This is a genomic window from Blattabacterium cuenoti, assembly GCF_014252095.1.
Taxonomy (GTDB): Bacteria; Bacteroidota; Bacteroidia; order Flavobacteriales; family Blattabacteriaceae; genus Blattabacterium; species Blattabacterium cuenoti_F.
In genome coordinates this window covers 329,962-346,871 of sequence record NZ_CP059210.1, presented here as the reverse complement: position 1 = coordinate 346,871, position 16,910 = coordinate 329,962, and the positions used below count along the sequence as shown (strand labels likewise).

Here is a 16,910-nt window from a genome sequence, read left to right as displayed (position 1 = left end):
ACATTTATTAAAAAGACTTTAATTAACTTTGTACTTATTAAGAAATATTATGAGGAATCACTCATCATATATCAAATCTCAATAAAACGCGTTTATTTTTAGGATTTTTGGTTTCTTTACAAAGATGAAAATAAAAGTTAGAGTATCTCATGATCAGGATACAAAATATGCTTCCTTAATTTGCAAAAAAATCCATGAATCAGCAAAAATTAGAGGAACTGGGATTTCTAAAAAAGATCCAGAATATATTAAATCAAAAATGATTAGTGGAAATGCGGTGATTGCATTTTTTGATGGAAAATTGGCAGGTTTTAGTTATCTAGAAATTTATCAAAATAAAGAATTTGTAGTTAATTCTGGTTTGATTGTTTTTCCTGAATTTAGAAAACAAGGATTGGCTAAAATTATCAAAATTGAAATATTTAAACTTTCTAGAAAAAAGTATCCGAATTCTAAAATATTTAGTATTACAACAAGTCATCCAGTGATCAGAATTAATACGGAATTGGGGTTTAAGCCTGTAGCTTTTAGTGAACTGACCCAATCAGAAGATTTTTGGAAAGGATGTAAAAGTTGTGCAAATTTCGATATATTAACTCGGAACAAAAGAAAAATGTGTCTTTGCACAGGACTTTTGTATAATCCAAAAGATTCTAATAAACAAAAAAATATAGATTACTTAATTCCTGGAGATAAAATTGTTTTGGCCTATAGTGGAGGGTTAGATACGTCTTATTGTTTAAAGTATCTCCTTCAAGAAGGATATGAAGTCCATACAGTAATTATCAACACAGGAGGATTTAAAGAAGAGGAGTTAAAAAAAATTCAAGAGAGAGCTTTAAATATTGGAGCCATATCGCACAAAACTATTGATGCTATAGAAGAATATTATCAAAATTGCATAAAATATCTTATATTTGGAAACATTCTTAAAAATAACACTTATCCACTTTCAGTCAGTTCAGAAAGAATTTTTCAAGCTATTAAAATTGCGAAATATTCAACTAATATCAAGGCAAAAGCGATAGCTCATGGAAGTACAGGTGCGGGAAATGATCAAATTAGATTCGATATAGCCTTTCAAATTATTTGTCCGGAAAAAATAACTTTCTCTCCTATAAGAGATCTAAAAATTTCTAGAAAAGAAGAGATTGATTATTTGCGAAATAGTGGAGTTTATAATATTTGTTTGGATCAAGCAAAATATTCTATTAATAAAGGAATTTGGGGAACTAGTATTGGTGGAAAGGAAACTCTTAGCTCTTTTAACGATTTTCCAGATGAAGCTTATCCGACAAAACTAAGGAGAAGAAAAAGTGAAAATCTAGAATTAGAATTTGAAAAAGGAGAATTGGTAGGTGTCAACAGAGAAAAGGGAAAAGCCATAAAAAATATCATAAAAATTGAAAAAATTGCCTCAGAATTTGCTATAGGTAGGGGGATTCATATAGGGGATACTATTTTAGGTATTAAGGGAAGAGTGGCCTTTGAAGCTTCAGCTGCCATTATTATTATTAAAGCTCATCATTTGTTAGAAAAACATATTCTTACAAAATGGCAACTTTATTGGAAAGAACAATTATCTAATTGGTATGGAATGTTACTTCATGAGGCACAATATTTAGATCCTGTCATGCGTGATATAGAGATGTTTTTAAGTAGTACACAAGAAAGATTGACTGGAACCGTGCATATCATTCTATATCCTTATAGATTTCATTTAGTTGGAATTAAATCTAAATTTGATTTAATGGATTCTAACATGGCTCAATATGGAGAAATGAATCATGCTTGGACAGCAGAAGATGTTAAAGGTTTTACAAAAATATTGAGCAATCAAATGAAAATGTATCATAATTTAAATAAAAAAGAAGAATGATTAAGATAGGCATTATAGGAGGGGCTGGATATACTGCTGGAGAATTAATGAGATTAATGGTTTATCATCCAAAAGTAAGGATAAAGAGCGTGGTAAGTAGGAGCCATCCAGGAGAATTGATTCATTCAGTTCATCAAGATTTATTAGGAGAAATAGATAATATGAAGTTTACCGATTCTTTAAACAAGGATGTTGATGTAGTATTTCTTTGTTCAGGGCATGGACAATCTAGAAAAGAATTAAAAAATCTATTAGAAACTATCAAAGTTATTGATCTTAGTCAAGATTTTAGAATGATCAATCAATCGGTTTTTTTGAGAAGAAAATTTATCTATGGATTACCAGAATTACAAAAAGAGATTATAAAAATCTCTAATAATATTGCTAATCCAGGATGTTTTGCTACAGCGATTCTTTTAGCTGTATTACCCTTAGCTAAAAAAAAACTATTGAAAAGAAATATTCATATTAGTGCTATAACTGGTTCCACAGGTTCTGGAAAGAGCATGAGTGAGACTAACCAATTTAGTTGGAGAAATAATAACATTTCTACTTATAAAATATTTAATCATCAGCATTTACAAGAAATTCAACAAACTATCCATCAAGTCCAAAATAATTTTTCATCGGAAGTTTATTTGATCCCTTATAGGGGAAATTTTTCTAGAGGAATTATAACTACTTTATATACTCATTCTGGTTTTTCTTTGGAAGAAAATAAGGAAATCTATAAAGATTATTATAAAAATCATCCTTTTGTGGAAATTTCTGATCTAAATATAGATGTAAAACAAGTAGTTAACACCAATAAGTGTATTTTACATCTTATGAAAGAAAAGAATCAATTGATTGTTCTTAGTGTGATAGATAATCTTATAAAAGGAGCTTCCGGTCAAGCTGTTCAGAATATGAATCTTATGTTTCATTTGGATGAAATTTGTGGTTTGAAATTAAAATCCGTTCGTTTTTAATTAAAAAAAAATGGAGCTATTTAACGTCTATCCTATTTTAGATATAGAATTAACCAAGGGAAAAGGTGTTTATATATTTGATAAACAAGGTCATATGTATTTAGATTTTTATGGAGGACATGCCGTTATTTCCATTGGTCATTCGCATTCATATTATTTAAAAGCCTTAACAGAACAAATTCATAAAATATCTTATTATTCGAATAGTGTTTTTATTTCTCAAAAGAAAAAATTGGCGAATTTACTTGGTCGTTTTTCAGGATATGAAAACTATTCGTTATTTCTTTGCAATTCAGGAACTGAATCCAATGAAAATGCTTTGAAAATCGCCTCTTTTCATACAGGAAAGAAAAAAATTATTGCTTTTAAAGGAGCCTTTCATGGAAGAACAAGTGGAAGTGTATCTGTGACGGATAATTATAAAATAGTATCTCCTTTCGATGCCCAACATGAAACTATATTTATAGATTATCAAGATCTAAATTTATTAGAAAGGGAATTAAAAACTGGAGAGATTTGTGCTTTAATTACGGAAGGAATACAAGGGGTATCTGGAATTATAGATCCTGGTTCAAATTTTTTTTGTAAAGTTTGGGAACTTTGCAAAAAGTACGATACAATTTTTATTGTGGATGAAGTTCAAAGTGGATATGGAAGAACTGGATCTTTTTTTTATCATCAGTTTTATTCTGTTGAGCCAGATTTAATTACTATCGCTAAAGGAATGGGAAATGGATTTCCCATAGGGGGAGTGCTTATACATCCTAAATTTATCCCTTATTATGGAATGTTAGGCACGACATTTGGTGGAAATCATCTAGCTTGTGCTGCAGGGATTGCTGTTTTGGAGATTATGAAAAAAGAAAATTTAATTGAAAATGCTCAAAAAATGGGAAATATCCTTTTGCAAGAATTACGGATGATTCCTCAAATAAAAAAAATAAGAGGAAGAGGATTGATGTTAGGGTTAGAATTTGATTTTCCTATTCAAGATTTGAAAAATATTTTAATATACAAAGAAAAAGTATTTGTAGGAACGTCTAACAATTCATATATCTTACGATTACTCCCTCCACTGATTATTAACGTAAATCATATTAAATTATTTATAACAAAACTAAAAAATGCCTTAGCATATCTAAAAAATGAAAAATAATATAAAAAAGGCTATGCTTGTACTGGAAGATGGAACAGAATATCCAGCTTATCATTTTGGAGCGAAAATCTCTTCTTCTGGAGAAGTAGTTTTTAATACAGCTATGGTAGGTTACACGGAAAGTTTAACTGATCCTTCTTACAAAGGTCAAATATTGACTTATACTTATCCTATAATAGGAAATTATGGAGTTCCCTCTTCCTCTTGGAAGGAAGGAATCCAGGAATTCTATGAATCCGATCAGGTTCAAGTCACCGGTCTTATTATTTCCTATTATTCCAGTCGGCCGTATCATTGGAATATGAGCTTATCTCTATCGGATTGGTTGGAAGAACATGGTGTACCTGGATTATATGGAGTAGATACTAGATTTATTGCACAAAAACTAAGAAAAAAAGGGGGTAGCATGTTAGGTAAAATTTTAATGGAAAAAGAAGATCTTCCTTTTTATGATCCTAACCAGGAAAATCTTTCTGAAAAAGTATCTGTACAGAATAAAATTCTGTATGGAAAAGGAAAATATAAAATATTACTTGTAGATTTTGGATTAAAGAATAATATTTTGCGTTGCCTTTTACGGAGGGATTGTACTATCATCCGGGTTCCATGGAATTATGATTTTACGAAGGAAGAATATGACGGGTTGGTCCTTTCTAATGGTCCTGGAAATCCAAAAATTTATGAAAAACCCATATCTTATCTTCGTAAGGCTCTGAAAAAAGAAAAACCTATATTTGGAATATGTTTAGGAAATCAACTTTTGGGAATTGCTGCAGGAGGAGATACTTACAAGCTTCCATATGCACACAGAGGACATAATCAACCAGTTGTTTTATTAGAAAAAGGACAAAATTTTATCACATCACAAAACCATGGATATGTTTTGGATACTAAAAATATTTCTAAAGAGTGGAAAATGTTCTTCAAAAATTTAAATGATAACACTTGCGAAGGAATTATTCATGATTACAAACCTTTTTTTTCGGTGCAATTTCATCCAGAAGCATCAAGTGGACCTACAGATACGGAATTTTTATTCGATCTTTTTATTAATTCTATGGAAAAAAAAAGAATCTTCCAAGTATGAAAATAGATAAAGTACTTATCCTGGGATCAGGAGCCTTAAAGATAGGAGAAGCGGGTGAATTTGATTATTCTGGAACACAAGCTTTAAAAGCCCTTAAAGAGGAGGGGATTTATACTATATTGATTAATCCAAATATAGCCACTGTACAAACTTCGAAAGAAGTAGCTGATAAAGTTTATTTTCTTCCTCTCACATTTTTTTTTATAAAAAAGGTTATTGAAAAGGAAAAACCGAAAGGAATTTTGCTGTCTTTTGGAGGACAAACCGCCTTAAATTGTGGAATTCAACTTTTTAAAGAAGGTCTTCTAGAAAAATATCAAATTCAAGTTTTAGGAACGTCTATTGAATCAATTATACAGAGTGAAGATAGAAATCTCTTCCGAAAGAGATTGATCCGTATGAATATAAAAACTGCAAAAAGTTTTGTGGTGGATTCCATGGATGATGCCACATCCTATGCTTTAAAAATTGGTTTTCCTGTCATAATTAGATCAGCTTACACTCTTGGAGGTTTAGGAAGTGGTTTTGCAAAAAATATTCATGATTTAGAAAAAATTATCCATAAAGCTTTTTCTTATTCTTCTCAAGTAGTTGTAGAAGAGTATTTAGAAGGATGGAAAGAAATTGAATACGAAGTTGTTAGAGATAAATATGATAGTAGTATTGCGGTGTGCAATATGGAAAATTTTGATCCTATAGGGATTCATACAGGAGAAAGTATTGTAGTAGCTCCTTCGCAAACTTTAACAAATTCAGAATATTATAAATTAAGACAATTATCTATACAGATAGCCAGAAAATTTGAGATAGTAGGAGAATGTAATGTTCAATTTGCTTTAAATCCAAAATCTGAAGATTATAGGGTTATTGAAGTGAATGCTCGTCTTTCTCGTTCTAGCGCTCTTGCTTCTAAAGCAACTGGTTATCCTTTAGCTTTTGTCTCTGCAAAATTAGCTATAGGATATGGATTACATGAATTAAAAAATTCTGTGACTAAAACTACTTATGCTTTTTTTGAACCCGCATTGGATTATGTGGTATGCAAAATTCCTAGGTGGGATCTGAAGAAATTTTATGGAGTTTCCAATAGAATTGGAAGTAGTATGAAAAGTGTAGGAGAAGTTATGGCTATTGGAGGATCTTTTGAGGAATCTTTACAGAAAGGGATTCGTATGTTAGATATTGGAATGTTAGGATTTATAAATACAAATAAAAAAAAAATTGGATCCCTTCACCTGCTCAAAGAGGCTTTGAAAAAACCAACAGATCAAAGAATTCTATTTTTAGAAGAAGCTTTAGAAGAAGGTTTTTCTATCAAAGAAATCCATGATTTAACAAAAATAGATCCGTGGTTTCTATACCAGTTGAATAACATTTTTCAAACAAAAAAAGAAATTTCTTCTTATGAAAGTTGGATGGATATTCCAGATGAATTATTCCGTAAAGCTAAGAAAGAAGGTTTTTCTGATATGCAAATAGCTAGTCTTTTTATTCATCAAAAAGAGAAGGAGGAGAGAATTTCTGATCTGGAAAAAAAAATAAGAAAATATAGAAAAAAAAGAAGTATTCTCCCATATGTTAGACAAATTGATACTTTAGCTTCTGAATATCCAGCATATACAAATTATTTGTATTTGACTTATCATGCCATTCAGCATGACGTTCTTTACGAAAAGGATGAAAAATCTGTAATAGTTTTAGGATCTGGAGTTTATAGAATTGGAAGTAGTGTAGAATTTGATTGGTGTTGTGTTAATGCATTAAATGCTATTAAGAAAGAATCTTATAGATCTATAATGATTAATTACAATCCAGAAACAGTTAGTACCGATTTTGATGTATGTGATAGATTATATTTTGAGGAGTTAACTTTAGAACGTGTTTTAGATATTATTGATTTAGAAAAACCAAAAGGAACCATAGTATCTATGGGAGGTCAAATTCCCAACAACTTGGTTTTAAAGCTTTATGAAAACCAAGTCAAGATATTAGGAACCTCACCGCTTTCTATAGACGAAGTGGAAAATAGATACAAATTTTCTCATGCAATGGATCATTTAGGGATAGGGCAACCTAAATGGAAAGAATTATCAGATTTTGAAACGATTTATCAATTTGTAGAAGAAGTAGACTATCCTATATTAGTTAGACCTTCCTATGTTCTATCAGGTGCGGATATGAATGTAATTTCTAATCAAGAAGAACTTCATCGTTATCTTAGAGATAAAGTATCGGTTTCTCCAGAACACCCATTAGTTATTACAGAGTTTATAAAAAATGCAAAAGAAATTGAATTAGATGCAGTTTCTCAAACTGGAGAAATTTTATATTATGCGATATCAGAACATGTAGAGTTTGCAGGAGTACATTCAGGAGATGCGACGTTAGTATACCCTCCACACAATCTATATTTATCTACATTAAAAGAAATAGTTCGTATATCTAAAAGAATCGCAAAATATTTTAATATATCTGGACCTTTTAATATTCAATTTTTATCTAAAGATAATGAAGTGAAAGTAATTGAATGCAATTTGAGAGCCTCTAGAAGTTTTCCTTTCGTATCCAAAATATCTCATTTCAACATGATAGAATTAGCCACCCAAGTTCTTCTTGGAAAGAAAAAGAAGAAAAATGAACCTAATTTTTTTACAACCAATTTCTTAGGAATAAAAGCCTCACAATTTTCTTTTTCTCGTTTGCAAGATGCTGATCCTATTTTAGGAGTAGATATGACTTCTACTGGGGAAGTAGGATGTTTAGGATATACTTTTGATGAAGCCCTTTTAAAATCTATGCTTTCTGTTGGTTATACTATTCCAAAAAAAAATATTCTTATATCAGGAGGACCAATTGGATCCAAATTAGATCTTTTAGATATGGTGAAACTTTTGCATCAAAGAGGATATATATTATTTGCGACAGAAGGCACAAATAATTTTTTATCTGATTATGGAATCCCCTCTATACGGGTTCATTGGCCAAATGTTAGAAAAGATCCAAATGTTCTTGACTTGATAAAGGATAGAAAATTAGATCTGATTATTAATATTCCCAAAAATTTAAGTAAATCAGAGTTGGATAATGATTATGCTATAAGACGTTCTTCCGTAGATTTTAATATTCCTCTCCTCACTAATACTCGTTTAGCAAAGGCTTTTATACAAGCTTTTTGTCATTTATCTATGGATAAACTTTTTATAACAGCTTGGGATGAATATGAATAAATGAATTTATGAAAAAATTTTTTAGCGTAGAAGATGTTTTCAATGTGTATGATCTCATTATAGAAGCAATTAATTTGAAGAAAAATCCTTATTGTTTTCAACATATTGGAAAAAATAAAACAATTGGATTGGTATTTTTTAATCCTAGTTTACGTACAAGAATTAGTTGTCAAAAAGCGGCTTTTAACTTAGGATGTCATACTTGGGTATTAGATATTCATCAAGATTCCTGGAAAATAGAAATGAGTGATGGAAGTGTCATGAGAAATACTCAAGAACATCTAAAAGAAGCTATTTCTGTCCTAAGTAGTTATTGTGATATTCTAGCAGTAAGGACTTTTCCAAATCTTTTAGACAGAAATGAGGATTATCAAGAAGTAATTTTTAATAAGATCTTGAAATATTCTAAAGTCCCAGTAATCAACATGGAAAGTGCCACTTTGCATCCTTTACAGTCTTTAGCGGATGTGATGACTATCGCAGAAATAAAACCCTTTTCTGCTAAAAAAAAATGTAAAGTGGTGTTAAGTTGGGCTCCTCATATAAAATCATTACCGCATTCCGTAGCCAATTCCCTTTCTCAATGGGTATCAAAAATAGAAGAAATAGATTTTCTCATTACTTGTCCTGAAAAATATGACTTGTGTAAAAAATTTTCTTACGGGATTCCTACTATTCATAACCAAAATGAAGCATTTTTAAATGCAGATTTTATCTATGCAAAAAATTGGAGCAGTTATATAAATTATGGAAAAATACTTTGTTCTAGTTCTAGTTGGATGATTACTGAAAAAAAAATGAAGTTGACTAATCAAGCTAAATTGATGCACTGTTTACCTGTAAGAAGAAATATGGTAGTGGAAGATGCAGTTTTGGATAGTCCAAATTCCATTATTTTGCAACAAGCAGAAAATAGGATTTATGCGGCACAAATAATTTTTTTGAAAATTTTACAATCTTTATCATGAAAATCCATATAGTAAAAATTGGAGGAAATTTGATTAATGATCCAAAATGGCTGAATGCTTCTTTAGAGTCCTTTTTGCAACTACAAGGGAATAAAATATTCGTTCATGGAGGAGGAAGTAAGGCAACTATTATTGCTGATCAAATGGGAATTACTCAAAAATTTATGCAAGGAAGAAGGATTACGGATCAAGTAACTCTTGATCTAGTGGTGATGACTTATGCAGGTTTAATCAACAAAAAAATTATAGCTAAATTGCAATCTTATGACTGTAATGCTTTGGGATTATGTGGGGCAGATGGAAATAGTATAAAGTCTTCCTTTCGTTTAAAAAAAACAGAAATGGATATTGATTATGGATACGTAGGAGATATCAACAATAGAAGTGTTAACACTTTTTTTTTAAAATTTCTTTTGAAAAAAAAGATTGTTCCTGTATTTTGTTCTATTACTCATAATGGAAAAGGGGTTCTTCTAAATACTAATGCAGACACTATAGCGGCAGGGATCGCTATATCCTTAACCAAAAAAGGGGATGAAATAGAACTGCATTTTTGTTTTGAAAAAAAGGGAGTATTACGATATTTAGATGATGCTGAATCTTATTATAAAAAAATAGATTTTCGTTTATTTCAAATAATCAAAAAAAATCATACTATTAAAAATGGAATGATTCCAAAATTGGAAAATGCTTTTTTTGCATTAAAGAATGGAGTATCTAAGGTAAGTATAGGTCAACCTTATTATTTAAATGATTTGAATAATAAGACCGTTTTATGTCTGTAGTAGATTTAAAAATATTAAAGAAAGAAGCTATACAACTTCTTATAAAAATGATAAATATGCCATCTATATCTAAGAAAGAGAAAAAAGTATCTTTTCTGATAGAAGACTATCTTTCTAGATATGGATTTCATATAAAAAGAAAATTTAACAATATATGGACAGAAAATACTAATTATGATGCTAAAAAAGAAAATATTCGCACTATTTTATTAAATTCTCATCATGATACAGTAAAACCAGGAAAAAACTGGAAAAAAGATCCTTTTACGGCTATAAAAAAAGGAGATAAATTAATAGGTTTAGGAAGTAATGATGCGGGAGCTTCTGTTGTTTCATTAATTTCCACTTTTATATACTTAAACAGTTTATCTGTCCTACCTTACAAATTGGTACTTTCTCTTACAGCAGAAGAGGAAATTTCTGGACCATTAGGGATAAGATCTATTTTATCTGAATTAGGAAAAATAGATTTAGGGATAATAGGGGAACCAACAAAAATGCAAGTAGCTATTTCTGAAAAAGGATTATTAGTTTTAGATTGCCTATCGGAAGGAAAAACAGGACATTCTGCAAGAGATATAGGGGTTAATGCTATCTATATAGCTACAAAAGATATAGAATGTTTAAGAAATATTCAGTTTGATAGAAAGTCTAAATTGCTAGGTTATCCTACATTAACAGTCACTCAAATCCAAGGAGGGATACAACATAATGTAATTCCGGATTCTTGCTCTTTTGTCATAGATATTAGAACTAATGAATTATATACCAATGAGGAATTGATTGAAATGATCCGAAAAAAAATTCATTCTAAAATACAACCACGTTCTTCTCATTCCAATTCTTCTTTCATAAATCCATCACATCCAATTGTATCAAAAGCTAAGTCAATAGGGAGGAAAATTTATGGATCTCCTACTCTTTCTGATCAAAGTATTATGTCTTTTCCAACTATTAAAATGGGTGTAGGAGACAGCAAACGTTCTCATACCACAAATGAGTATATTCATATTTCTGAAATCCTAGATGGAATAGATATTTATATCCGTTTGTTAAAAGACTTTCAATTTTAAAACAAAAAAGGTAAATTTGTTCTCTTTATAAACAGAAAAAGTATGATACAAGAAATAAACGATGATAATTTTGAAAAAATTGTTTTTGAATCGAATCAGCCTGTTTTAGTGGATTTTTGGGCTCCATGGTGTGCTCCATGTAGAAGCTTATCTGCTATCTTAGAAGATATATTTACTGAATATATAGGGAAAGCATTGGTTGTTAAGTTAAATGTAGATAACAACCCGAAAACTTCTTCTCAATATGGAATACGTAGTATTCCTACTATGTTTTTTTTTAAAAACGGAGAAAAAAAAGATATGCATATTGGAGTATCTTCTAAGGAAGATATTAGAAAAAAATTAGAGGCTTTGATTTAATACTTTTTTTGGTCTGGTAGTTCAGTTGGTTAGAATACATGCCTGTCACGCATGGGGTCGCGGGTTCAAGTCCCGTCCAGACCGCCTTTAAACTTTTGAACTTTTTATATGTTGTTTTTTATTTTATATTTGATTAGATCTTCTATCGATATAATTCTCATATGAAATTTTTTAGCCATTTGAATTAATTGTGGAAAACGCGCCATAGATCCGTTTTTATTCAGAATCTCTACCAATACTCCTCCAGGGATGCATCCTGCCATTCTAGTTAGATCTATTGCCGCTTCTGTATGTCCTGGTCTTTCTAATACCCCTCCTTTTTTTGCGCGAAGAGGAAAAATATGACCTGGTTTGTTAAAAGCTTCTGGTTTGACTTCGTGAACTAGTGCTAATATAGTCTTAGCTCTATCTGAAACAGATATCCCTGTACTTACGCCATAACCTCGTACATCTACGGATACGGTAAAAGCTGTTTTTCTAGGATCTGTGTTATTGTTCACCATCATTTGAAGTTCTAATTGATCACATTTTTCCTCTGTTAAGGAAACACAAACTAAACCTCTACCATGAGTAATTAGAAAATTGACAATTTTAGGGGTTACTTTTTCTGCGGCCACTACAAAATCTCCTTCATTTTCACGATTTTCATCATCCACCACAATAATAAGTTTTCCATTTTGTATATCTTGCAAAGCAGATTCTATACAATTTAGATTCCCTTTATCAGAAGAATAAAAAACCATAAATAAATCCTCTATTTTATATTTTAGTTTTAGCTATTATTATTACATATAATAAAAATCATCCATGACAGTTTTATAAGTAATCCATATACTCAGTGGAAAAAAAACAAAATTTGGAATCCAGGCCCCCATCCATGGCCAGATTTCTGCTTTTTCTCCTTGATTTTGTGTAATGGTAAGTAAAGTATGATAAATAATGAATATAATTATGGCTATCAGAGTGGGCGATCCCATCCCACCTTTTCGGATGATAGCTCCTAGTGGGGCTCCAATAAGAAACATTATAATGCATGTTACTGGAAAGGTAAATTTTTTCTGTAATTCGAATTGATACTTGGCTAAGTATTTTTTTCTATCCTGAAGAAACTTTTTTTGATGTTGAAGTTCATCTATTAAAAGGGATAAATGATTTTTTTTATGTAGGAGATTGAAAAAATTTTTTTTTTTCTGAAAAAGGAAATCATAATTCAATTTCTGAAAATCAGAATAAAATTGACAATTTTCTTTTTTTAAAAAATGTATTTTTTCCATCAATTTTTTTGTATCAAGGGTTTTATAGGAATCATCATAATAATGATCTAAGTTTTTGTATTCTATTAAAGGTTTTTTTAAAGATTGAATGAAAGAATCAAAATGGACCATTTGATACGAATAAGTTTTTCCTTCATAAGGATTATCCCTATAGAAAAAACCCTTCATGAGTTTAATTTTAACCCCTCCCTCCTTTTTATTTGGAATTATAACTCCCTTTTCGGCAATAATCGTATTGATTGCTAAATTTTTTCCGTAAAAAAAAATGAATATTTTTTCTAGTAAATTACTATTTTTTTTTTTGCCTATTTTTATGAAAAAATCTGGAAAAAGATTAACAAAAACTCCTTCTTTTAACCTCCAATAGGGGTGAGTTATTGAAATTTGATATCCTAGTTTTTGAGCTTTTCTTTTTGCCTCTGGAATGGAAAAATCAGAAAAAAAATATAGTCCCACGGATAGAAGAAATGTTATACATAAAAGAGGAGACATGATTCTAAAAAGAGATATTCCAGAAGATTTAATTGCTGTAAGTTCTTGAGATTCTGAGATCTCCCCATAAGTCATGATAGAAGTTAGCAAGATAGAAATGGGGGTGACTAATGGGATAATTGAAATTCCAAAATAATATATAAACTTGAGGATAATTAAAATGTTAATATTTTTTCCTGTTAATTCATCCATTTTACTCCAAAAAAATTGAACAATAAATACAAAAAAAATAGAAAAAAAAATGATCAAAAAAAGAGCCATAAATAAACGAATTATGTATAGATCTAGTTTTTTTATTGGAATCCTTATCTTCATGTATTTCTTCTTTATTTTCCTATATAATATAAGAAAAGTATTTTACTCATATTGATTATCATCTGGTTCTGGTAAAAAAAAATATCCGTTTTTTTGAAAAGCTTTTTTCCCATAAAAATCAACTATTTTTTGAATATCTGATAGGTCTATAAAAGGACCTTGTAATCGAATTAGTTCATTCTGATTAGAAAATAAAAGGTCTCCTTTTCCAATTAACTTTTCCGCTCCTATACAATCTAGAATGGTTATAGAGTCTATTTTAGAACTGACTCTAAACGCAATTCTTGCGGTAAAATTAGATTTAATTATTCCAGTAATGACATCAACAGAGGGTCTTTGTGTAGCTATAATCAAATGAATTCCCACAGCGCGAGCTAACTGTGCTAAACGGGTTATATATATTTCTATTTGTTTTTTTTTAAAAGAAAAACTTAAATCTGCAAATTCATCAATAATTAGGATAATATAAGGTAAATGATATTTTTTTTCATATTTACCATTGTATTCTTGAATATTTCTAACCATTGCTTTTTCCAAAAGAGAATATCTATTCTCCATTTCTTTGCATAAAGAATTTAATATATTTTTTACTTCATGTATGTTTGTAATGATCGGATTTGTAGAATGAGGTAAAAGAGCAAAATAAGATTTTGAAATTTTTTTATAGATAGATAACTCTACTTTTTTTGGATCGATCAAAATAAATTTTAGATCTTCTGGTTTTTTTTTATATAATAAGAAGACGATCATAGCATTTATCCCAACTGATTTCCCTTGTCCAGTAGATCCTGCTATAAGTAGATGTGGCATTTTTGCTAAATCTATCATAAAAATTTCATTAAATACGGTTTTTCCTAAAGAAATAGGGAGTTCCATTTTATGACTTTTTTTGAAATTTTCTTCAGAATCAAGAATATTTTTCATATATACGATAGAACGTTTATTATTTGGGATTTCTATCCCTACAGAACCTTTTCCAGGTATGGGAGCTATGATTCTTATAGATAAAGCGGATAAATTTAAAGCTATTTCCTTTTCTAAGTTTTTTATTTTTGAAATCCGTACGCCTACCTGAGGAACTATTTCGTATAAAGTGATAGTAGGCCCTATAGTTGCCTTAATTTTATCTACTGCTATCTTATAATAGTTGAGGAGATGAATAATTTTTTTCTTATTATTTTCCAGATCTTTTTCAGATGATAGACAATCATCATTTTTAGAAGACGAAAGTATAGGAGGATTTATACTTTTTATTTCTTTTTTCTCAAAAAATGTAGGGTGATCAATGGATAAATCCGTTTTTTTATCATTAAAAAAATTTTTTAATAATTTCCATAATTGGATGATCCACCCCATATCTTCATGGACATATTGAATTTTTTTTTTTATTCCATTTTTTAACTTTGGAGTAGGAATCCGGAATATCATGATGGAATAAAGGATGATACTTGTAAGGACCAGGATTCCTAGTCCTACCTTTCCAAATAAGCTGATCAAAAAATTTCCTATTTCAAAACCAAAAATACCACTTAGGATTCCATTTTTAGGAAGAATCAAATAAAAAGTTATAGGAATCCATATGCTGAAAAATAGAAGTTGACATATTATGGATGGATACTTATTCCGCAGAAATTTTCCTTCGAAAAGGATTATGAATCCTGTGATGAACAATAATAAAGGGAAAAAAAAAGCACTAATTCCTATTCCGCAGTATATAAAATAGTGAGATAGAATAGCTCCGATTTTTCCAAGTAAATTTTCTGTTCTTATTTCTTTATCAAAAAGTTTATCCAGTTGACTTTGATCATTTTTCCAATGAAAAAGAAAAGAGAAAAAACTTAAAAATAAGAAAAGACTATTTCCTAATAAAAAAATGCCAGAAATAGTTCGACTCATATTTTTTTTCTCTCTGTTTTTAGGATTTTTAAAATTTTTTTTCATGTTTTTGAATTGAAATTTCTATTTTTCTATCCATAATTAATTATCCTTTCTTTGAAAAAAAAGTTTTTTATACTATATTAGGCTTATTCGATTAGAAAAACATTGCGATAAATATTAAAAAAAAATGAAAAAAACAAGAATGATCTCTCTTTTTATTGTTTTGGGATTTTTTTATCCTTGGCATAAGGTCCATAGTGAAATGATAAAAAAAGGAGAAAAGCTAAGAACAACAATGGAAAAAAATGTCAATCCCCATCGTAATTTTAATATGTACATGGATTTTACGAGTCGTATTCATTCTACAGTAGAAAAAGATATTTTGGATGGATCTCCTTTTTCTACAGAATCTTTCAAATTAGACATAATGGGAAAGGCGAATGATAAAATCAGTTATCGTTTTGTACAAAAATTTCATAATAAGAAAAACCATGTGGATAAAGAGGAGGATTTAGATAATGTGGAAGACCATAAGATGTATGATCCCATCACCATCGATTTAGCTTATTTGAAATATAAGTATAATGAGAAACTATCATTTTTGATAGGAAAACAACCAGTTTCTTTTGGAGGGATGGAATATAATTCTAAAGATCTTCATATAGATCGGTATTTTGATGTATACAAAAATAAGGAAAATCCTATTGGAATAAATTTTATTTATACTCCAAAAAAAAATCAAGAATTACAGTTACAGATGGTCAATAGCCATTCTAGAAAACTAGATGAAGAAATTCACCCTGAACAAGTCAATCATCCTATGGGGTATTCTGCGAATTTGAATTGGAATTTATTTAATAAAACCATTCAAAATAGATGGTCTTATTCTCTGTTTCAAGAAAGTGAAAAGGATAAATTTTGGAAATTATTAGCATTGGGGAGTAAACTAGATTTAAAACCGATTTCTATAGAAGCTGATTACATATTGAGTGATGAAGATATAGAAAAAAACGGTTATTTTACAAAAATAATACGTTCATTAAATAGTGATTATAAGGATTTTCTCTCTATGAGATATAAAACTTATTTTCTAAAATTTAAGTATAACTTCATTCCAAAATGGAATTTCTTTGCGAAAGGAATATATGAAGTTGGAAGATCTAAAACAAGGATTCAGGAAGTTTATGGAGTGGATCAAGATCAATTACTTAAAAAAGGATGTACTTATTATGGGGGGATAGAATATATGCCTGGTCAGGAGGATTTAAGTTTATATTTTTTATATAAAAAACAAAAAGTTGATTATATGAATTTTGTAAGACAAGAAAACAAGGATAAGGATAATCATTCTATAGTTTTGGGATTAAGTTATCGCATAAAATTATTTTAAAACAATATGAATAAAAAAATATCGAGAATCCCGCTCGATATTTTTTTATTTTTTC

13 protein-coding genes and 1 tRNA gene are annotated in these 16,910 nt (G+C 29.6%); 11 read left to right on the top strand and 3 right to left on the bottom strand.

Annotation, left to right across the window (positions count from 1 at the left end; genetic code table 11):
* Positions 1-124: 124 nt before the first annotated feature.
* The 10 genes from H0H45_RS01650 to H0H45_RS01605 all read left to right on the top strand — a co-directional run bounded on the left by H0H45_RS01650 (position 125) and on the right by H0H45_RS01605 (position 11,590).
* A complete protein-coding gene (locus H0H45_RS01650) occupies positions 125-1,879 on the top strand; it encodes an argininosuccinate synthase domain-containing protein (RefSeq protein WP_185866343.1) in 1,755 nt (584 codons plus the stop codon).
* On the top strand, positions 1,876-2,850 hold the full coding sequence (gene argC / locus H0H45_RS01645) for an N-acetyl-gamma-glutamyl-phosphate reductase (protein WP_185866342.1): 975 nt from the start codon (positions 1,876-1,878) through the stop codon (positions 2,848-2,850). Before H0H45_RS01650 ends, argC begins: the two co-directional genes overlap by 4 nt.
* A gap of 10 nt (positions 2,851-2,860) precedes the next feature.
* Positions 2,861-4,006 (top strand): aspartate aminotransferase family protein, encoded by a 1,146-nt coding sequence (locus H0H45_RS01640; RefSeq protein WP_185866341.1) that lies wholly within the window; start codon positions 2,861-2,863, stop codon positions 4,004-4,006.
* Complete coding sequence (gene carA, locus H0H45_RS01635) at positions 3,996-5,093, top strand: glutamine-hydrolyzing carbamoyl-phosphate synthase small subunit (protein WP_185866340.1); 1,098 nt, start codon at positions 3,996-3,998, stop codon at positions 5,091-5,093. The genes H0H45_RS01640 and carA overlap by 11 nt, the downstream gene beginning before the upstream one ends.
* Entirely contained in the window at positions 5,090-8,320 is a 3,231-nt protein-coding gene (gene carB / locus H0H45_RS01630; RefSeq protein WP_185866339.1) for a carbamoyl-phosphate synthase (glutamine-hydrolyzing) large subunit, read from the top strand. The genes carA and carB overlap by 4 nt, the downstream gene beginning before the upstream one ends.
* A gap of 8 nt (positions 8,321-8,328) precedes the next feature.
* On the top strand, positions 8,329-9,288 hold the full coding sequence (locus H0H45_RS01625) for a Rossmann-fold NAD(P)-binding domain-containing protein (protein ID WP_185866338.1): 960 nt from the start codon (positions 8,329-8,331) through the stop codon (positions 9,286-9,288).
* The gene (gene argB, locus H0H45_RS01620) at positions 9,285-10,073 is read left to right on the top strand and encodes an acetylglutamate kinase (protein WP_185866337.1); all 789 of its coding nucleotides are present in this window, start codon (positions 9,285-9,287) and stop codon (positions 10,071-10,073) included. The genes H0H45_RS01625 and argB overlap by 4 nt, the downstream gene beginning before the upstream one ends.
* Positions 10,064-11,146, top strand: coding sequence for a M20 family metallo-hydrolase (locus H0H45_RS01615; RefSeq protein WP_185866336.1), 1,083 nt, complete (start codon positions 10,064-10,066; stop codon positions 11,144-11,146). Before argB ends, H0H45_RS01615 begins: the two co-directional genes overlap by 10 nt.
* Positions 11,147-11,188: 42 nt before the next feature.
* Positions 11,189-11,506, top strand: coding sequence for a thioredoxin (gene trxA, locus H0H45_RS01610; protein ID WP_185866335.1), 318 nt, complete (start codon positions 11,189-11,191; stop codon positions 11,504-11,506).
* A gap of 10 nt (positions 11,507-11,516) precedes the next feature.
* Positions 11,517-11,590 (top strand) — tRNA-Asp (locus H0H45_RS01605).
* 20 nt (positions 11,591-11,610) lie between these two features.
* On the opposite strand, the gene ribB is transcribed toward H0H45_RS01605, so the two are convergent.
* The 3 genes from ribB to H0H45_RS01590 are packed head-to-tail and all read right to left on the bottom strand — an operon-like array spanning position 11,611 to position 15,528.
* Positions 11,611-12,249, bottom strand: a complete 639-nt coding sequence (gene ribB, locus H0H45_RS01600; RefSeq protein ID WP_185866334.1) for a 3,4-dihydroxy-2-butanone-4-phosphate synthase — start codon at positions 12,247-12,249, stop codon at positions 11,611-11,613.
* Positions 12,250-12,291: 42 nt separating this feature from the next.
* A complete protein-coding gene (locus H0H45_RS01595) occupies positions 12,292-13,587 on the bottom strand; it encodes an LptF/LptG family permease (RefSeq protein WP_185866333.1) in 1,296 nt (431 codons plus the stop codon).
* Positions 13,588-13,629: 42 nt separating this feature from the next.
* A complete protein-coding gene (locus tag H0H45_RS01590; RefSeq protein ID WP_185866332.1) occupies positions 13,630-15,528 on the bottom strand; it encodes a DNA translocase FtsK 4TM domain-containing protein in 1,899 nt (632 codons plus the stop codon).
* A 124-nt stretch (positions 15,529-15,652) separates the two neighbouring features.
* Here H0H45_RS01590 and H0H45_RS01585 point away from each other — a divergent pair, with 124 nt between their 5' ends.
* Positions 15,653-16,855 carry a porin gene (locus H0H45_RS01585; protein WP_185866331.1) on the top strand — a complete coding sequence of 401 codons (1,203 nt, stop codon included), beginning with the start codon at positions 15,653-15,655 and terminating at the stop codon, positions 16,853-16,855.
* The last annotated feature ends 55 nt before the right edge of the window (positions 16,856-16,910 follow it).